This window comes from Burkholderia sp. AU45388, assembly GCF_030481585.1.
Classification (GTDB): Bacteria; Pseudomonadota; Gammaproteobacteria; order Burkholderiales; family Burkholderiaceae; genus Burkholderia; species Burkholderia sola.
Map to the genome: position 1 here is coordinate 55,426 of NZ_JAUJPV010000026.1, position 17,148 is coordinate 72,573.

Genomic DNA, 17,148 nt, shown 5'->3' on the forward strand with positions numbered 1-17,148 from the left:
ACAGGCCCTACAGCCACCCTGCCCGCTTGAAGCGCCACCACAGCGCGAGGTCGGCGATGGCCATCACCGCGATGCAGCCGTAGAACCCGTATTTCAGGTGCAGCTCGGGCATGTTCGCGAAGTTCATTCCGTAGATGCCGGCGATCATCGTCGGTATCGCGAACAGCGCGGCGAACGAGCCGAGCCGCTTGGTCACCTCGTTCTCCGCGAGCGAAATCATCCCGAGGTTGACCTGGATCGCGGTGACGACCATCTCGCGGCGCCCTTCGATCGTCTTCACGATCCGCTGCAGATGGTCGTACACATCGCGGAAGTAAGCCGCCATCCCGCTGCAGACCTGCGGCACGCGCCCGCCGGTGAGCTTCGCGAGCGGCTCCATCAGCGGCGCCGTGTGCTGGTACAGCAGCACGAGCCGGCGCTTCAGCGAATAGAGATCCTCGATGATCGCGCGCGACGACGCGGGTGTCGCCTTCGCGAAGATGCGATCCTCGAGTTCCTCGAGTTCGGCCCCAAGCGTTTCGAGGATCGGGAAATACCGGTCGACGACCTGGTCCATCAATGCGTAGAACACGAACGCCGAGCCCTCCCGCAGCAGATGCGGCTCCCGCTCGCAGCGCTTGCGCACGTCGCGGAAATCGTGCTCCGTATGGTTGCGAATCGACAGCACGTAATTCGGGCCGACGAACACGTTCAGTTCGCCGACCTTGAATTCCCCGTCGTCGTCGAGTTCGACGGTATGCAGCACCGCGAACAGCGAATCGCCGTATTCCTCGATCTTCGGCCGCTGATGGCCCTTGCGGGCATCCTCGAGCGCAAGCTCGTGCAACCCGAACTCCTCGCCCATCAGGTCGATTTCCTCGGGCGTCGGATCCTTCAGCGCGACCCATACGAAGCATTCGGGCTTCGACACGTAATCGCTGATGGCGTCGATGTCGATATCGGCCAGCTTGCGGCCATCCTGGTAAGCAGCGCAGTTGATCAGCATGTTGTCCACGATGTTGCGGTTTGCGCATCAGTTTACCGGGTTGCCGCACGAACGGCCCGGCTTGCGCGGCCCGCCGATATTGGTCATGATCGTGCTGCGTGCGCCGCGGCACGCGCGTCGGGGCACGCCGACAGGCCCGCCGGGCCTGCGTTGCGCAATGCACAACGGCCGTGCGGCCCCACCGTCAAGGAGACAGACCTATGTGGTATTTCTCGTGGATACTCGGCATCGGCGTGGCGCTCGGCTTCGGCATCATCAACGCGATGTGGCTGGAAGCGGAAGTGTTCTCGCGCGACGACAAGCGCGGCGACACGTCGCGCCGGGACGCGGGGAGCCGGTATTCGTGACGCATCTCGTGTTCTTCTGCGGTCACGCCGGCACCGGCAAGACCACACTCGCGAAGCGGCTCATCGGGCCGCTGATGCGCGCGACCGGCGAGGCGTTCTGCCTGCTCGACAAGGACACGCTGTACGGCCGCTACAGCGCGGCCGCGATGGCCGCGCTCACGGACGATCCGAACGACCGCGACAGCCCGCTCTACCTGAAACATCTTCGCGATCCCGAATACCAGGGCCTGCTCGACACGGCCCGTGAAAATCTTTCGCTCGGCATCGGCGCGCTCGTCGTCGGCCCGCTGTCGCGTGAAGTGCGCGACCGGCGCATCCTCGATCGCGCATGGCTCGGCATCGCGCCCGACGTCACGCTGACGGTCGTCTGGGTCCACACGTCGGAAGACGTCGCGCATCGGCGGATCGTCGCGCGCGCCAATCCGAACGATGCGTACAAGCTCGCGCACTGGGACGAATACCGGCAGCGCCGCTTCGTGCCGACCGGCCGCGAATGCGACGGTATCGTGATGTTCGACAACACCGCGCCGTCCGACGCGGACATCGACGCGCTGCTGTACCGCATCGTGCCGCCGCCGCAACCGGCGACGATCGTCCCGCCGCTGCCGGCCTGATCGCGCTTTCCCTTCCCGCAAAAAACGACGCCGGAAGCGCTGCTGCGCTCCCGGCGTCGTACGGCCCTCGTGCCGGAGACTGGCTGGCGAATCGTCTGGTAACGACGACAGTCAGGCAACCGCGTGCATGCGCTCCATCGTGCCGCCTTCGTACAGCTTGCCGAAACGGTTCGCCAGGAACGCCTTCAGCGACACCTTTTCCTGCGGGATGAAACCGCTCTGCGGCAGCTTCTTTTCGCGGAACAGATCGAGCACCGCGCACATCGCGCCGGCCGTCGTGATCTGGATCGCGCTCATGTGCATCCCGCACACGTCCTTCGCGAAGATCTTGCGCGTAAACACGTCCTGCACCAGTTGGCCGTCCTTCACGCCCGTCACCGTGACGAATACGAGCACGACGTCCTGCTTCGTCGACGGCACCGCGCGGCGCATGATCGACTTCAGCGTGTCGCGATCGGTCGACAGGCGCAGGTCTTCCAGCAGGAACTGGACGAGCTCGCGGTGGCCCGGGTAGCGCACCGACTTGTAGTCGAGCGTCTCGACCTTGCCCGACAGCGTCTCGCACAGCGTGCCGAGGCCGCCCGACGTGTTGAACGCTTCGTATTCGGTGCCGTCGAGCGAGAAGTGCTCGAGGCCTTCGAGCGGCTGCACCCACTGCTTGCGGCCGTCGCGGATCGCCTCGCACGGCTGGCAGTATTCGTTGATCAGGCCGTCGACGCTCCACGTCAGGTTGTACTTCAGCGCGTTGGTCGGATATTCCGGCAGCGCGCCCACGCGCATCTTCACATCGCGCACTTCGCTGAAGCCGTTCACGAGCTCGTGCGCGGCGATGCCGATGAAGCCCGGCGCGAGGCCGCACTGCGGCATGAACGCGCGGTCGGAGCCGTCGGCCAGTTCGCGGATCGCATGGGTGGCGCGCACGTCTTCGGTCAGGTCGAAGTAATGAACGCCCGCGGCCTTCGCGGCGGCGGCCACGTTGACCGCGAGGTAGTAAGGCAGCGCGTTGACGAGCGCATCGAAGCCCTTCACCGCTTCGCGAATCGCATTCGCGTCGGCCGAGTCGACCCGTTGCGTCGCGATGCCTTCGCGCGACAGCTTCGCGAGCGCATCCGCATCGCGATCGAACGCGACGACTTCGTAGTCGCCCGTTTCGCGCAGCATGTGAGCAATGGTGTGGCCGATCAGACCTGCGCCGACGATGGCGATTTTCATGCGCTTATCTCCTGATGATGGGTTGGTGTGGGTGTACGGCGTCGAGCCATGAACACAGTGTAGGGACGCTCAAAATCAGTTCCAAGACGAAGAATGATGCGAAACGACCTATAGTTTCGACGTTATGACGATATATTTCGACGAAACGACCAATCCATCTAGAAATCGCGTGGCAAGGCTGTCGCAAACCACCCGTTGGCGGACGGTTGTGCATTGCATGCGCGAAGACGACGTACGGCGTGGTTCCGAACGCACGAACTGCTCATGCGTCAGGTGCGACACGCCGGTAGAAGCGGAATACGGAAGGCGATTCGGGAGAGACGCGTGAAGTACGCGAAAGAATGGCGACGGGCGCCCGTGCCGATCATGATGTCCAGCGAAGGCCGATGCGAATACGTGCGGGCACCTACGCGACATTGATCCCGGCGCCCGTGACGCAACGAAGCCTGCGCCGCGCATGCGCTCGCGCCGTTCGTCATGCGCGGCGCGACGTACAACAACTCAGCCGCCGATCGTCCCGCGATCGATCTTGCGCGACAGGATGATCGACGTCGTCGTGCGCTCGACGCCTTCGAGCGTGCCGATCTGGTCGAGCAGATCGTTGAGCCGTTCGGGCGAATCGGCGCGCAGCCATGCGACGTAGTCGTACTCGCCGCTCACCGCGCACAGCAACTGGACTTCCGGCATCCGGTCGAGCTTGCGCAATACGTCCTTGCCGAACTTCGGCGTGAGGATGATGCCGACGTACGCATAGATGCTCGCGTCGAGCACGTCCTGCCCGAGCCGCACGCTGTACCCGGCGATCACGTTGGTGCGTTCGAGCCGCGCGATGCGCGCGACGACCGTCGTGCGCGCCACGTCGAGCTGGCGCGCGAGATCCGCGACGCTCGCGCGCGCGTCGGCTTGCAGCAGCGCGACGAGCTGCCGGTCGAGATCGTCGAGTTGGTCGAGGCGGGGTGGACGCATGACGCTGGGCCGGCACGCACGTGCCGACGGAGTGGAAAGTGACGCGATGATAGCGCCGAACGCGTGCACGCCCAACCGGTATGGCCCGGCTTCGACGCTTCGATTTCGATTCGTATCGGATGTAAGCAAGTGTCGCATTCACTGCCGCCCTGCAGGCAACGTGCTACTAATAATGGGCGACGCGAGATCCGCGCCGGCGGCGATGGCCGCCGCGCCCGCTCGCAAGACACCACCCCGGGAGCCAACCATGAAGAAAATCTCGCTCACCCTCGCTACGCTCGTCGTTGCAGCCAGCGCATTCGCGCAAACCCCGGCGCAGCCGCAAGCACCCGCCCAGGCGCCGGCCACGACGGTCGCGGCGTCGGCACCGAGCGCCGAGCAACGCGCGGCACGCCACGAAGCGCGCATCGAGGAGCGCATCAAGTATCTGCACGACCAGTTGAAGATCACGTCGGCGCAGGAGCCGCAATGGAAGACGTTCGCCGATACGATGCGCGACAACGGCGCCACGATGGGCCGCCTCTATAGCGAACGGATGGCCAAGCGCGACGTGTCCGCGCTCGACGACATCAAGCAGTATGCGGAACTGTCGCAGGCGAACGCCGACGGCGCGAAGAAGCTCGCCGACGCATTCGCGCCGCTCTACGAGAGCTTCCCGGCCGAGCAGAAAGCGCTGGCCGACACGACCTTCCGCAACTGGCTGCATCACGGCGGCGAGCACCGCGGCAAGGGCAAGACGAAGGGCAAGGAAGGCAAGGCGGCCGCCGCGCCGGCCGCGAGCGCGCCCGCGCAGCCCTGACGGCCTCCCTGCCGGCGCCGTGCGGGCCCGCCCGGGCCGAACGGCGCGATCGGCGACGGCGCGTCACACGGCGCGCCGAATTCGGGATAAGCTCCCGGCTTTTCCCGGTTTCCCGCCCTTCCCCGCCATGCTCGAACTCAAGCAACTCGATCTGCATACCGATCCGCAGGCCCGTCGCGTCGTCAAGGACGAAACCGTCGCCGTGTCGTTCGCGGATGCCGACGGCGAACTGATGAGCCTCGAAGGCCCGAACCGTTATGTCGCGGGCGACGCGCTGATCACCGGCTCGACGGGCGACCGCTGGGTCGTGTCGCGCGCGCGCTTCGACGCCAAATACCTGCCCGCCGATCCGGCGCTCGCGCCCGGCACGCCGGGTGCCTATCGCAATCGGCCGGCCGTCGTGCTCGCGCGCCGGATGGACGAACCGTTTACGATCGCCCGCTCGGAAAACGGCGACACGCTGCGCGGCGTGGCCGGCGACTGGGTGATGCAGTATGCGCCCGGCGACTACGGCGTCGTGCAGGCGCAGCGCTTCGCGCAGGTTTACCGCGACGCATAATGCACCGCGCCGGCCCGATGCCGGCGCCGCCGCTCACGCAAAATCTTCGTCGAGTTCGAGTTCCGCGTCGCGCTCGACGGCCTCGCCCGCCGCGTGCCGTTCTTCGAGCGACCCGAGCATCGCTTCCGTATACGCATGCAGCACCGCATGGCTGCGCGCGCGCTGCATCGGCTTGAGCGCCAGGTAGCGCGCGAGCGCGGCCGGCACGATCCGGATGTCGAGCGTCATCCGCTTAGGCACCGCGCCGAACCGCATCGCGAGCCAGTGCACGGACAGGAAGCGCCCGCGCGCGTCGCTGCTTTCGGCGAAGCGCGTCTGCTCCGGAAAGAGATCGCAGATCACGCGCGCGAGCGCGTCGAATTCCGCGCTCTGGCATTCGATCAGATAGTCGTCCATTCCGTCTCTCCCGTCAGGCCGCCGCACGCGACGGCCGGCACGTCTTCACCAGCACGACCACCAGGACTGCGGCCAGCACGAAATACGCGGCCTCGACCCACGCGGCCGGCAGCACGCGCACCTGGTACAGCAGCGTCGGCGTCGCCGCGAGCGCATGCAGCACAATCGCGAGCGGCAACACGGCGATTCGGCCGGCCTGCACGCCGCGCCACACCAGCACCGACAGCGCCAGTTGCACCGCGAACGCCGCGCAGCGTTCGAGCAGCAACAGCAAGATCGACTGGGCCGACAGCGTCGCGAGCATCATGTGCAGCCGCACCACGGTGTCGACCGGCAGGTCGGCCAGCTGCGTCTCGAGCTGGCCGCGGCTCGCGAGCCACGCGAGATACGACCACTGGCCCCACACGAGCACGCCGACGAACCACGCTTCGGCGCCGCCGTGGCCGATTCCGTAGCCGATCCCGCGACCGTCGCCGGCCGATGCGCCGTACCGGCGGTTCAGAAAACGCATCCCGAGATAGCGGCCGACTTCCTCGAATACGGCGGACGCGAGCGCGCCGTACGCGACGAACGCGAGCGGCTGCGTCAGCCAGCCGTCCTCGGGCGTGTGGCTCAGCACGAGCCCGTGGAATGCGCGCTCGAGGATCATCGCGAACAGCGTGAAGACGGCGACGCCGACGATCGTGTCGCGGCGGTTGAGCGCAAGCGGCTTGCGCAGGAAGCGGTAGAGAACGAGCGGCAGCAGCGCGATGATCAGCGTGGCGGCGATCAGCGCCGCCAGCGTGACGGGAGCGACAGTCATGTATTTCCTTGGTTCGAGGCAGCGCACCTGACGCGCCGCGTGCCCCGAATGATACTCAGCTTGCGGTCGACGCGCGCGCGATCAACTCGCCGGGCAGCATCGCGACGCGCACGTCGCCGGCCGCGCCGTCGATCCGCTCGTGCACGAATTCGACGGCCTTGTAGCCGATTTCATAGGTCGGCTGACGGATCGTGGTGATGCCGATCAGCTCGGCCCATTCCGGATCGTCGATCGACAGCAGCGCCGCCTGCTGCTGCCATGCGGCGCCGAAGCGCGCGCGCAGATGGCGCGCGATCGCCAGCGCGACCGGCGCATTCGCGGCGAACAGCGCGGCGCGCACGCCGCGCCGGGCCGCATCGTCGATGCGGGCATCGACGTCGGCGAGCGCCGCCGCGGCCGCGTCCGCTTCGTTCAGATCGAGCACGACCGTCGGCGGCGCCGGCAGCCCGCGCGCCGCCAGCGCCGCGCGGAACGCGGTCTCGCGCACGCGTCGCGAACTGACGTGCTCGAACGGCTGCACGACGAAATGGATCGCGTCGAAACCGTGTTCGACCAGGTGCCCGAGCGCCGTCTCGATCGCATCGGCGTTGTCGAGGCCGATCAGGTCGGCCTCGAAGCCCTCGACCGTGCGGTCGACGAGCACGGCCGGAATGCCGGCGCCGCGCAGCGGACGCAGCACGTCTTCCTCGGCACCGAGCGCGTTGACGATCAGCCCTTCGACGCGGTAGGTCGTGAGCAGTTGCAGGAAGCGGCGCTCCATCTCGACTTCGTTCGCGGCGTGACAGATGAGCGGCATATAGCCGAGCGCATGGCACGCGGCCTCGACGCCCTGCAGCACTTCGACGGTGTAAGGATTGGTCAGGTCGGCCGCGAGCATGCCGAGCAGCCGGTTGCGGCCGCGCTTGAGCCCGCGCGCCATCTGGTTCGGCCGGTAGTTGAGCCGCGCGATGGCCGCCTCGATCCGCTGGCGCAGATCGACGGACAGCACATGCGTCTCGCCGTTCAGATAGCGCGAAACGCTGGTCTTGCCCGTGCCGGCCTCGCGCGCGACGTCGCTGATCGTCGCCGGACGCGTCGTGGAAGGTTGCGAATCGGTCACTGTCGTGCCTCGCGACGTACGATCCGCGCCGCTTCTCGAGCAGACGGACCTTTGTTGTTGGAAACGTAAGCCAACCAGCGGCCTCCCCTGTCCTGGCGCGTGGGCGCCTGTACCGGCCCGGCGCTGCGCCGTCGAGCCGCGCCCGTCAGCCGCGCGCTACGGCAGCCGGCCGCACCGGACCTGGCGCGGATGCCCGTCGCGCGACGCCGCCGGCCGCGTGGCCGGCCGTCGATACGACGAGCGCGGGCGATCATAACGCAGCCAGCCCTCCGGCACCAAGATCATCGATTCTAACGGCGCCTGCGCCGCGTCGCGCCGGTTGCGGCGACGACTCAGGCGTGCGCCAGCGCATCCGGATTGACGAGATTCGTGCGCAGCGTGCCGGCCAGCGCGCCGACCAGGTTTTCCGCGGCGCAGCGCGCCATCGCATGGCGCGTCTCATGCGTCGCCGAGCCGATATGCGGCAGTGCGACGACGTTCTTCATCCGCAGCAGCGGCGAATCGGCCGGCAGCGGCTCCTTTTCGAACACGTCGAGCCCCGCGCCGCGGATCGTCCCCGCGCGCAGCGCATCGACCAGCGCGGCTTCGTCGACGACGGGCCCGCGCGACGCGTTGATCAGGATCGCGCCGCGCTTCATCTTCGCGAATTCGGGCGCGCCGATCAGGTGGCGCGTGTCGGGCGACAGCGGCACCTGCAGGCACACGAAATCCGATTGCGCGAGCAGCGCGTCGAGCGTCACGCGCCGCGCGCCGTACTGTGTCTCGGCCTCGGCATGCGTGGACCGGTTCGCGTACAGCACCTGCATGCGGAAGCCGAGCGCCGCGCGACGCGCGACCGCGCCGCCGATCCGCCCGAGCCCGACGATGCCGAGCGTCTTGCCCTGCACGTCGGTGCCGTACAGGTCCGGGCCGATGCTGCGATGCCAGTGGCCGGCCTTCACCCACTCGGCCAGTTCGACCACGCGCCGCGCGGAGGCCAGGATCAGCGAAAACACCGTATCGGCCGTCGACTCGGTCAGCACGTCCGGCGTATGCGCGAGCACGATGCCGCGCCGCGTGAGATCGGCGACGTCGAAGTTGTCGTAGCCGACCGAGATCGTCGACCACGCCTTCAACCGCGGCGCGCGATCGAGCATCTGCGGCGTGACCTTCAGGCTCGCGCCGATCGCGCCGTCGGCGTCGCCGAGCGCGGCGGCGAGCGCGTCGGCGCCGTCGGCCTGCACGACGTCCGCATGCTCGCGCAGGTACGCGAGAACGTCATCGGGCAGCGGCTTGTACGCGACGATACGGGGCTTCATCGTTTCATTTTCCTTGCAGCGGCGCGGCGAGCGGATGCGCATCGCGCGCCTGGGGTTTGACGGACAGCGTGAGGATCACCGCGGCGACGAGCGCGGCGCTCATGAACGCGTACGACGCGACGGGCGACCCGGTCGCGCCGTTCAAATAGCCGACGAAATACGAGCCGACGAACGAGCCGAGCGCGCCCATGCTGTTGATCAGCGCCATCGCGCCGCCGGCGACGTTCTTCGGCAGCAGTTCCGGCACGATCGCGAAGAACGGGCCGTACGGCGCATACATCGCGGCGCCCGCGACGACCAGCAACGCATACGAGATCCAGAAATGCGACGAGCCGAGCGCGTACGACGCGGCGAACGCGGCCGCGCCGACCAGCAGGAACGGCCACACGAAACCGCGACGCGAACCGACCTTGTCGGACGCCCACGACGCCGCGAGCATCGCGATCGTCGCCGCGAGGTACGGCAGCGCGGACAGCCAGCCGGTCGCGACCATCCCGAGGTCGGAGCCGTTCTTCACGATCGACGGCAGCCACAGCACGAAGCCGTACACGCCGATGCTCCAGCAGAAATACTGCGCGCACAGCTTGATCACGGCCGGCGAGCGGAATGCCTCGCCATAGTTGCGCACCGGCTTGATCGCCGCCTGCTCGGCCGCGAGCGCGGCGTCGAGATCGCGCTTTTCCTGCGCGCTGAGCCACGGCGAATCGGCCGGCTTGTCCTGCACGAGGACCCACCAGCACACGGCCCAGATGACGGCCGGCACGCCTTCGGCGATGAACATGTGGCGCCAGCCGAATTCATGCACGAGATAACCGGACACGATCGACATCCACAGCACGGTGACCGGGTTGCCGAGAATCAGGAACGTGTTCGCGCGCGAGCGCTCGTTCTTCGTGAACCAGTTGCTGATGTAGATCAGCATCGCCGGCATCACGGCCGCCTCGACGATGCCGAGCACGAAGCGGATCGCCATCAGCGACGGGATGTTGCTGACCACGCCGGTCAGCGCCGCGCAACCGCCCCACAGCACGAGGCTGACGAACACGAGCCTCTTCACGCTGCGGCGTTCCGCATAGATCGCGCCGGGGATCTGGAAGAAGAAGTAGCCGAGGAAGAACAGCGCGCCGATCAGCGACGACAGGCCCTTGCTGATGCCGAGATCCTGGTTGATGCCGGCCGCCGCCGCGAACCCGTAGTTCGCGCGATCGAGGTAGGCAAGACTGTACGTGATGAAGACGATCGGCATGATCGTCCACCAGCGTCGAGCTGCGAGATTGGCTGCCATCAGAGTGTCTCCTGAGTAGACCGGCATCGGCGCATCGTTGCGTCGTCCGGTCTCATGCAAAACCGTGCATGAAGCACGAAATGGATCCGCGGATCGTGCCGTGTCCGGCCTCTCATTGCGCGGTGACGGTTTCCTCTAGGCGATCGGCGCGATTGCTGACCTTTTCCAGCCGGTCGAGCGCGTCGCGCGTCGGCAATCCTTCCGAATCGCCGATCACCTGGATCGCGAGCGCACCGATCCGGTTGCCGCGCGCGACCGCCTGCTCGACGCTGCGCCCTTCGAGCAGCGCGCTGACCACGCCGACCGCGAAGCCGTCGCCGGCGCCGACCGTATCGACGACCTTGTCGACGCGCTCGCCTGCGATCGTGCCTTCGCGGCCGTCGGCCGTGCGGAAATACGCGCCTTGCTCGCCGAGCTTGATCACGACGCCGCGCGCGCCCTGCGCGAGATAGAAGCCCGCGATGTCGGCCGGCGTGTCGTGCCCGGTGAGCTGCCGCCCTTCGGCCAGACCCGGCAGCACCCAGTCGGCGAGCGTCGCGAGCGCATTCAGCGTCTTCGCCATCACGTCGGCGGACGGCCACAGCGTCGGACGCAGGTTCGGGTCGAACGAGATCGTCTTGCCGGCCGCACGCATCTCGCGCGCGAGCCGGAATGCGAGTTCGCACGACGTCGCCGAGATCGCCGGCGCGACGCCCGTCAGGTGCAGGTGACGCGCGCCGAGCACGTAGTCGGCCACGTAGTCGTCGCACGACAGGTAGCTCGCCGCCGAGCCCTTGCGGAAATATTCGACGGTCGGGTCGCTGCCGTCGTCGTTGCGCGACTTCAGCTGGAAACCGGTCGGGTAGCGCGGATCGACGGTCACGCACGACGCGTCGATGCCCTCGCGCGCCAGCGTGTCGAGCACGTAGCGCCCGAACGAATCGCTGCCGACCCGGCTCATCCAGCCGACCCGGAAGCCGAGCCGCGACAGGCCGATCGCGACATTGAGATCGGCGCCGGCGATCCGCTTCGCGAATTGCCCGGCGTGCGCGAGGTGGCCCGGCTCCGTCGCGACGAACATCGCCATCGCTTCGCCGTAGGTCACGACATCGAGTGCTGCTTTCATGACTGAACTCCTCAGGATCCTGCCGCCGTTACGCGGTCGCGAGCCACGCGACGCGCCGGCACGCATCGCCGGCCAGGTCGGCCGCGTCGAACGGGAACTCGATGCCGCGCGGCGCATGCTGCGGCAGCGCCGCGAGCACGCCGGTCACGAGCGGGTCGTTCGGCGCCGGCGCGGCGGCGAAACGACGCGCGCCCTCGCCTTCGGTGGCCTTGCAATGAATGTATTCCACATGCGGTGCGAGCACCTGCGCGCAATCGAGCGGCGCTTCGCCGCGCCACTGCCAGTTGCCGATGTCGAACGTCATGCCGAGCGCGTCGGGCAGGCCGGCATCGGCGAGCGCGTCGAACAGCCCGCGGAACTGCGCGAACGCGCCGCCGACCTCGAGCTGGCCGTTCTCCACCACCACGCGGGCCCGCGCGCCGCGCGACAGCGCGTCGATCTCCGCCGCGTGCGCATCGCCGGCGAAGCCGCCGAGCTGGAATTTCACGAAGCGCGCGCCGAGCGCGTCGGCTTGCGCGAGCGCGTCGCGCAATGCGTCGGCATCGAGCGCCCCCGTTTCCGTATACAGCGAATCCTGCGTCGAATAGACCGACCACAGCCCGTGGCCGGCGATCTGCGCGCCGAGCGCGGCCAGCGCGCCGGGCGCCGTGTCGTCGTCCGACGCGAACAGTTCGCGCCGCACTTCGAAACCGGCCGCGCCGGATGCCGCCACGGTCGCGATGAATGCACTGTGGCCCTCCTGGCGCACCCGGTCCATTCCGAATGCGCTCGCCACGATCACGATGTCTGCCATATTGCCCTTTTTCACCGGAATGGAACCGGTTCCATTTGCTTGAGACGGATGGTGCGCTTCGCTTCGGACACACGCCATAGAGGAAATCCCTAAGGCTCTGTCGTGACGCGAATACGCGCCCCGGCCGTATGCAATGCATGTTCCCGGCGCGGCTTCGAGCGCCTACGCGAGATCCTGCGCAAGACTCATTTCGAGGAATTGCACGGCGACCCGCGACGGCGCGCCGCCATGCGGTACGAGAATGGAAAAGTGCCGCGTGAGCGGCGCGGGCGCCAGCGAGCGCGGCACGAGCGCCGCATCCTCGTGCCGCAGCGACATCGCGGACACGAACCCGACGCCCATCCCCGCGCGCACGGCCTCCTTCACGGCTTCGACGCCGGCGATCTCGAACGCGACACGCATCGGCGCGCCGCCATGCGCGAACGCGCGCTCGACGAGCTGCCGCACGGCGGAGCCCGCCTCGCGCAGCACGAGCGGATGCATGGCCAGCGCAGCGAGCGTCACGCCCGCGTCGTGGCCGGGCGCCGCGAGCGGATGGCCAGCCGGCACGATCGCGACGATCTCGTCCTCGTGCCATGCATGCACGGCGGTGCCGGGCGGCAGCGCCTCGCCGGGCGGCCCTTCGATCAGCGCGATGTCGAGCGACGGCAGCGCCGCGACCACGTCGGCCGTATTGCCGCTCATCGTCTGGATCGCCACGCGGGGCGCACGCGGCTGGAACGCCGCGATCAGGTACGGCAGCAGATAGCTCGCGGGCGTCGTGCTCGCGCCGATGCGCAGCGTGCCGGCTTCCAGCCCGCGCACCGCATCGCGAAACGCACGCGCCTGCGCGAACGTATCGCGCTGCGCCTTCGCGTACTGCGCGAGCTGCTCGCCGACCGGCGTCAGGCGGATGCCGCGGCCGTCGCGCTGGTACAGCGGCTCGCCGAACTCGTCCTGCAGCAGCCGCAACTGGCCCGACACGGCCGGCTGCGACAGATGCAGCGCGACGGCGGCGCGGCTGATGTTCAGATGCTCGGCGACGGCGGCAAACGTTATCAGTTGATCCGGGGTCATGGGCAGAAATTATCGGCGTTCCTGATACTTTACGTCACAAATCACAATTTTTCATATCGATATAACGAAATTAGGATTACACCATCGCCACACGGTCCATCACGGTGCTTCCATGTCTACTGCTCCGACTTCCCCTATCAGCCACGCCGCGCCGTCGATGCGCGGCCAGTTGAACGGCGTGCTGTTCGTCGCGCTGTTCGCCGCCGCCGTCACGAGCCTGTCCGAGCTTCCCGCGATCGCGGGGCTCGGCCTGTCGCCGCTGATCGTCGGCATCGTCGCCGGCGCGCTGTACGGCAACGCGCTGCGCGACGGCATGCCGGCCAGCTGGGCGGCCGGCGTCAATTTCTCCGCTCGCAAGCTGCTGCGCATCGCGGTCGCGTTCTTCGGCTTGCGCGTGAGCCTGCAGGAAATCGCGCAGGTCGGGCTGCCGGGCCTCGCGGTATCGGCGCTGGTCGTCGTCAGCACGCTCGCGATCGGCACCTGGGTCGGCATGAAGCTGATGAAGCTCGACCGCGACGCCGCGCTGCTGACCGCCGCCGGCAGCGCGATCTGCGGCGCGGCCGCCGTGCTCGCGTTCGAATCGACGCTGCAGTCGAAGCCGCACCAGAGCGCGATGGCCGTGGGCAGCGTCGTGCTGTTCGGCACGCTGTCGATGTTCCTGTATCCGCTCGCCTATCACGCCGGGCTGCTGAACCTCGATCCGGCCGGCCTCGGCCTGTTCTTCGGCGGCACGATCCACGAGGTCGCGCAGGTGGTCGGCGCGGCGAGCGACATCAGCCCGCAGGTCGTGCACGTCGCGACGATCGTGAAGATGACGCGCGTGATGCTGCTGGTGCCGGTGCTGCTCGCGCTCGGCTGGTGGCTCGCCCGTTCGGCACGCTCGGCGCACGACGCGGCCGGCGGCACGCAACGCCAGCGCAAGGTGGCGGTGCCGTGGTTCGCGCTCGGCTTCCTCGGCTTCGTGATCGTCAATTCGCTGAACGTGCTGCCCGCGGACGTCACGCATACGCTGAACGTGCTCGACACCTTCGCGCTGACGATGGCCATGACCGCACTCGGCATCGAGACGCGCGTCGCGCAGATCCGCGCGGCCGGCCCGCGCGCGCTGATGACCGGCCTGATCCTGTACGTGTGGCTGATCGCCGGCGGCTACGCGATCACCTGGGCCGTGCAGCACTGGCTTGGCTGAGCCGCACGTCCGCGACGGTTCGCGCGCCGCGCCCTACGGGAAGCCCGACGGGGAAGACCCGCGGGCGCGGCGCAGTGCTATGCTTCGCGTCGTTTTCCATCGCCCCCTTTCAGCCGTGCTCTCGTTCCTGCTGAAGCTGCGCACTCGCGCCCGAACGCTGCTCCGCCTGTCGGACGCCCATACGATGCTGATCTGGTCGGCCATCGTCGGCGTCGGCGGCGCCTTTGCCACGATGGCGTTCCGCGAGGGCATCGACCTGATGCAGCGGCTGATCTCGGGGCACAGCGGCAGCTTCGTGCAGATGGCGAAAAGCCTGCCGTGGTACGTGCGATTCTGGATGCCGGCCGCGGGCGGCTTCCTCGCCGGCTGCGTGCTGCTGCTCGCGACGCGCGGCGACAAAGCGGCCGCCACGACCGACTACATGGAATCGGTCGCGCTCGGCAACGGCGTCGTGCCGGTCCGGCAGAGCCTGTGGCGCAGCGTGTCGTCGCTGCTGACGATCGGCAGCGGCGGCTCGATCGGCCGCGAAGGCCCGATGGTGCAGCTCGCGGCGCTCGCCGCGTCGCTCGTCGGCCGCTTCGCGCACTTCGACCCGCCGCGCCTGCGCCTGCTGGTCGCGTGCGGGGCGGCCGCCGGCATCACGTCCGCGTACAACGCGCCGATCGCCGGCGCATTCTTCGTGTCGGAGATCGTGCTCGGCACGATCGCGATGGAGAGCTTCGGGCCGATGGTCGTCGCGTCGGTCGTCGCGAACATCGTGATGCGCGAATTCGGCGGCTACCGGCCGCCGTACGAGATGCCGGTGTTTCCGGCCGTGACGGGCGCCGAGGTGCTGCCGTTCGTCGTGCTCGGCGCGCTGTGCGGCGTGCTCGCGCCGCAGTTCCTGCACCTGCTCGACGCGTCGAAGACGCAGTTCAAGCGGCTGCCCGTGCCGTTGCCCGTGCGGCTCGCGCTCGGCGGCCTCGTCGTCGGCGTGATCTCGGTGTGGATTCCGGACGTGTGGGGCAACGGCTACAGCGTCGTGAACCACATCCTCCATTCGCCGTGGACCTGGCAGGCGCTCGTCGCGGTGCTCGTGTTCAAGGTGATCGCGACCGCCGCGACGGCCGGCTCGGGCGCGATCGGCGGCGTGTTCACGCCGACGCTGTTCGTCGGCGCGGTGTTCGGCTCGCTGTTCGGGCTCGCGATGGGCGCGCTGTGGCCGGGCCATACGTCCGCGTATTTCGCGTACGCGATCGTCGGGATGGGCGCGTTCATGGCAGGCGCCACGCAGGCGCCGCTGATGGCGATCCTGATGATCTTCGAGATGACGCTGAGCTATCAGGTCGTGCTGCCGCTGCTGGTGTCGTGCGTGTTCGCGTATTTCGTCGCGCGCGCAACGGGCACGACGTCGATGTACGACATCACGCAGCACCACCACCAGGACGCGCAGGAGCGGCAGCGGCTGCGCACCACGCAGATGCGCGAGCTGATCCAGCCCGCGCAGACGGTCGTGCCGCTCACCGCGAGCGTCGCCGACATGACGCGCGTGTTTCTCGAATATCCGGTGAAATACCTGTACGTGACCGACGACACCGGGCGCTTTCGCGGCGCGGTCGCGTTGAAGGACATCACGTCCGATTTGCTCGACAAGCGCGACACGACCGACAAGACGGCCGCGCACTACGCGCACACGCCGTTTCCGCTGCTCACGCCCGACATGCCGCTCGCGACCGCGCTCGAGCGCTTCATGGCGTTCCAGGGCGAACGGCTGCCGGTGATCGAAAGCGAAGCCGAGCCGACGCTCGCGGGCGTCGTCTACAAGACGTCGTTGCTCGACGCGTACCGGCGGATGACCGGCGAGCGCTGACGCGCATCGCCCGCGCCGCCTGCCGTGTTCAGTCCGGCGCGCGCCCCAGCACGACCCGCGCGAAGAACCCCGCGAGCACCGCTTCGGCCACGTCGGCCGACACGTGCTGCGGATCGGCCGTGTAATACGACTGCACGCCGTCGCACAGGCACATCAGCCCGAACGCGAGCGTGTCGGCCGGCAGCAGCAGCGGCGTGCCCGCCCGTTCGGCGAAGCGCTCGATGAATTCGGCCATCTGCACGCGCTTGCCGTGCAGGAACTGGTTGAAGCGCACGCGGAACTTCGCGTCGCGCGCGGCCTGCAGCTTCGCCTCGCCCCACAGCAGCGAGTATTCGTCGTCGCGAAACAGCGTCCGGTAATACGCGAGCGCCATCGATTCCATCTGCTCGCGCGTGCCGCCCCCTTCGAAAATCGCCTCGAAGTCGGCCCGCACCTCCTCGTGGTTGCGCTCCAGCAATTCCAGCAACAGATCGGACTTGCTGCGGAAATTCGAGTAGAACGCGCCGCGCGTATAGCCGGCCGCCGCCGCGATGTCCTCGACGCTCGCGGCCACATAGCCTTTCTTCAGAAAAATGCGATGCGCGGCTTTCAGCAGACGTTCGCGCGTCTGGTCCCTGCTCTGCTCGCGGGTTAAGCGCTGTGGTTTCATGCCGCGCAGTCTAGCATCCCTTCCCTTTCGGATTCATCTTTGCATTCAAATACAGGCGTGTATTAGAATCCGCCACAGTTTCCGAAGATGTCGTTCGTCTGTCCGTGTGCGCCGCTGCCGGCGCCACTTGGGGCAAGCGCCCGCC

At 67.9% G+C, this 17,148-nt stretch carries 18 protein-coding genes; 6 read left to right on the plus strand and 12 right to left on the minus strand.

Annotated features, from left to right (window positions below):
* Window positions 1–7: 7 nt before the first annotated feature.
* On the minus strand, window positions 8–985 hold the full coding sequence (corA, locus tag QZM72_RS30195) for a magnesium/cobalt transporter CorA (RefSeq protein ID WP_089467506.1): 978 nt from the start codon (window positions 983–985) through the stop codon (window positions 8–10).
* Window positions 986–1,185: 200 nt separating this feature from the next.
* On the opposite strand from corA, the gene cydX reads away from it, so the two are divergent.
* A complete protein-coding gene (cydX, locus tag QZM72_RS30200) occupies window positions 1,186–1,332 on the plus strand; it encodes a cytochrome bd-I oxidase subunit CydX (protein ID WP_089467507.1) in 147 nt (48 codons plus the stop codon).
* Window positions 1,329–1,946 carry an ATP-binding protein gene (locus tag QZM72_RS30205; protein WP_089467508.1) on the plus strand — a complete coding sequence of 206 codons (618 nt, stop codon included), beginning with the start codon at window positions 1,329–1,331 and terminating at the stop codon, window positions 1,944–1,946. Before cydX ends, QZM72_RS30205 begins: the two co-directional genes overlap by 4 nt.
* A gap of 111 nt (window positions 1,947–2,057) precedes the next feature.
* On the opposite strand, the gene QZM72_RS30210 is transcribed toward QZM72_RS30205, so the two are convergent.
* Entirely contained in the window at window positions 2,058–3,158 is a 1,101-nt protein-coding gene (locus QZM72_RS30210) for a saccharopine dehydrogenase family protein (protein WP_089467509.1), read from the minus strand.
* Between the two features lie 501 nt (window positions 3,159–3,659).
* Window positions 3,660–4,124 carry an Lrp/AsnC family transcriptional regulator gene (locus QZM72_RS30215; protein WP_006481526.1) on the minus strand — a complete coding sequence of 155 codons (465 nt, stop codon included), beginning with the start codon at window positions 4,122–4,124 and terminating at the stop codon, window positions 3,660–3,662.
* Between the two features lie 247 nt (window positions 4,125–4,371).
* Here QZM72_RS30215 and QZM72_RS30220 point away from each other — a divergent pair, with 247 nt between their 5' ends.
* Entirely contained in the window at window positions 4,372–4,923 is a 552-nt protein-coding gene (locus tag QZM72_RS30220; RefSeq protein WP_089467510.1) for a Spy/CpxP family protein refolding chaperone, read from the plus strand.
* Between the two features lie 127 nt (window positions 4,924–5,050).
* Window positions 5,051–5,482: a PGDYG domain-containing protein gene (locus QZM72_RS30225; protein ID WP_089467511.1), complete on the plus strand. Its 432-nt coding sequence runs from the start codon at window positions 5,051–5,053 to the stop codon at window positions 5,480–5,482.
* 33 nt (window positions 5,483–5,515) lie between these two features.
* On the opposite strand, the gene QZM72_RS30230 is transcribed toward QZM72_RS30225, so the two are convergent.
* The 8 genes from QZM72_RS30230 to QZM72_RS30265 form a co-directional block, all read right to left on the minus strand.
* Window positions 5,516–5,878 (minus strand): DUF3022 domain-containing protein, encoded by a 363-nt coding sequence (locus tag QZM72_RS30230; RefSeq protein WP_089467512.1) that lies wholly within the window; start codon window positions 5,876–5,878, stop codon window positions 5,516–5,518.
* A 13-nt stretch (window positions 5,879–5,891) separates the two neighbouring features.
* Window positions 5,892–6,680, minus strand: a complete 789-nt coding sequence (locus QZM72_RS30235; protein ID WP_089467513.1) for a YhfC family intramembrane metalloprotease — start codon at window positions 6,678–6,680, stop codon at window positions 5,892–5,894.
* A gap of 55 nt (window positions 6,681–6,735) precedes the next feature.
* Window positions 6,736–7,779: a LacI family DNA-binding transcriptional regulator gene (locus QZM72_RS30240; RefSeq protein ID WP_089467514.1), complete on the minus strand. Its 1,044-nt coding sequence runs from the start codon at window positions 7,777–7,779 to the stop codon at window positions 6,736–6,738.
* Between the two features lie 332 nt (window positions 7,780–8,111).
* On the minus strand, window positions 8,112–9,077 hold the full coding sequence (locus QZM72_RS30245; protein WP_089467965.1) for an NAD(P)-dependent oxidoreductase: 966 nt from the start codon (window positions 9,075–9,077) through the stop codon (window positions 8,112–8,114).
* A 4-nt stretch (window positions 9,078–9,081) separates the two neighbouring features.
* A complete protein-coding gene (locus QZM72_RS30250; protein ID WP_089467515.1) occupies window positions 9,082–10,362 on the minus strand; it encodes an MFS transporter in 1,281 nt (426 codons plus the stop codon).
* Between the two features lie 112 nt (window positions 10,363–10,474).
* Entirely contained in the window at window positions 10,475–11,467 is a 993-nt protein-coding gene (locus QZM72_RS30255; RefSeq protein ID WP_089467516.1) for a sugar kinase, read from the minus strand.
* Between the two features lie 28 nt (window positions 11,468–11,495).
* Complete coding sequence (locus QZM72_RS30260; RefSeq protein WP_301739905.1) at window positions 11,496–12,260, minus strand: sugar phosphate isomerase/epimerase; 765 nt, start codon at window positions 12,258–12,260, stop codon at window positions 11,496–11,498.
* A gap of 162 nt (window positions 12,261–12,422) precedes the next feature.
* The gene (locus tag QZM72_RS30265) at window positions 12,423–13,316 is read right to left on the minus strand and encodes a LysR family transcriptional regulator (RefSeq protein ID WP_089467518.1); all 894 of its coding nucleotides are present in this window, start codon (window positions 13,314–13,316) and stop codon (window positions 12,423–12,425) included.
* Between the two features lie 112 nt (window positions 13,317–13,428).
* Between QZM72_RS30265 and QZM72_RS30270 the strand changes: the two genes are divergently transcribed.
* Together QZM72_RS30270 and QZM72_RS30275 are read left to right on the plus strand one after the other, a co-directional pair.
* Window positions 13,429–14,505, plus strand: a complete 1,077-nt coding sequence (locus QZM72_RS30270) for a YeiH family protein (protein ID WP_089467519.1) — start codon at window positions 13,429–13,431, stop codon at window positions 14,503–14,505.
* A gap of 115 nt (window positions 14,506–14,620) precedes the next feature.
* Window positions 14,621–16,354 carry a ClcB-like voltage-gated chloride channel protein gene (locus QZM72_RS30275; protein ID WP_218828342.1) on the plus strand — a complete coding sequence of 578 codons (1,734 nt, stop codon included), beginning with the start codon at window positions 14,621–14,623 and terminating at the stop codon, window positions 16,352–16,354.
* A gap of 28 nt (window positions 16,355–16,382) precedes the next feature.
* Here the strand turns inward: QZM72_RS30275 and QZM72_RS30280 are convergent, their stop codons facing one another.
* The gene (locus QZM72_RS30280; protein ID WP_089467522.1) at window positions 16,383–17,003 is read right to left on the minus strand and encodes a TetR/AcrR family transcriptional regulator; all 621 of its coding nucleotides are present in this window, start codon (window positions 17,001–17,003) and stop codon (window positions 16,383–16,385) included.
* Window positions 17,004–17,148 lie beyond the last annotated feature (145 nt).

Excerpts from the sequence above, each read along its gene's own strand:
- corA (WP_089467506.1), bottom strand. The coding sequence starts at position 985 with ATGCTGATCAACTGCGCTGCTTACCAGGATGGCCGCAAGCTGGCCGAT.
- cydX (WP_089467507.1), top strand. The coding sequence starts at position 1,186 with ATGTGGTATTTCTCGTGGATACTCGGCATCGGCGTGGCGCTCGGCTTC.
- QZM72_RS30210 (WP_089467509.1), bottom strand. The coding sequence starts at position 3,158 with ATGAAAATCGCCATCGTCGGCGCAGGTCTGATCGGCCACACCATTGCT.
- QZM72_RS30215 (WP_006481526.1), bottom strand. The coding sequence starts at position 4,124 with ATGCGTCCACCCCGCCTCGACCAACTCGACGATCTCGACCGGCAGCTC.
- QZM72_RS30220 (WP_089467510.1), top strand. The coding sequence starts at position 4,372 with ATGAAGAAAATCTCGCTCACCCTCGCTACGCTCGTCGTTGCAGCCAGC.
- QZM72_RS30225 (WP_089467511.1), top strand. The coding sequence starts at position 5,051 with ATGCTCGAACTCAAGCAACTCGATCTGCATACCGATCCGCAGGCCCGT.
- QZM72_RS30230 (WP_089467512.1), bottom strand. The coding sequence starts at position 5,878 with ATGGACGACTATCTGATCGAATGCCAGAGCGCGGAATTCGACGCGCTC.
- QZM72_RS30235 (WP_089467513.1), bottom strand. The coding sequence starts at position 6,680 with ATGACTGTCGCTCCCGTCACGCTGGCGGCGCTGATCGCCGCCACGCTG.
- QZM72_RS30245 (WP_089467965.1), bottom strand. The coding sequence starts at position 9,077 with ATGAAGCCCCGTATCGTCGCGTACAAGCCGCTGCCCGATGACGTTCTC.
- QZM72_RS30250 (WP_089467515.1), bottom strand. The coding sequence starts at position 10,362 with ATGGCAGCCAATCTCGCAGCTCGACGCTGGTGGACGATCATGCCGATC.
- QZM72_RS30255 (WP_089467516.1), bottom strand. The coding sequence starts at position 11,467 with ATGAAAGCAGCACTCGATGTCGTGACCTACGGCGAAGCGATGGCGATG.
- QZM72_RS30260 (WP_301739905.1), bottom strand. The coding sequence starts at position 12,260 with ATGGCAGACATCGTGATCGTGGCGAGCGCATTCGGAATGGACCGGGTG.
- QZM72_RS30265 (WP_089467518.1), bottom strand. The coding sequence starts at position 13,316 with ATGACCCCGGATCAACTGATAACGTTTGCCGCCGTCGCCGAGCATCTG.
- QZM72_RS30270 (WP_089467519.1), top strand. The coding sequence starts at position 13,429 with ATGTCTACTGCTCCGACTTCCCCTATCAGCCACGCCGCGCCGTCGATG.
- QZM72_RS30280 (WP_089467522.1), bottom strand. The coding sequence starts at position 17,003 with ATGAAACCACAGCGCTTAACCCGCGAGCAGAGCAGGGACCAGACGCGC.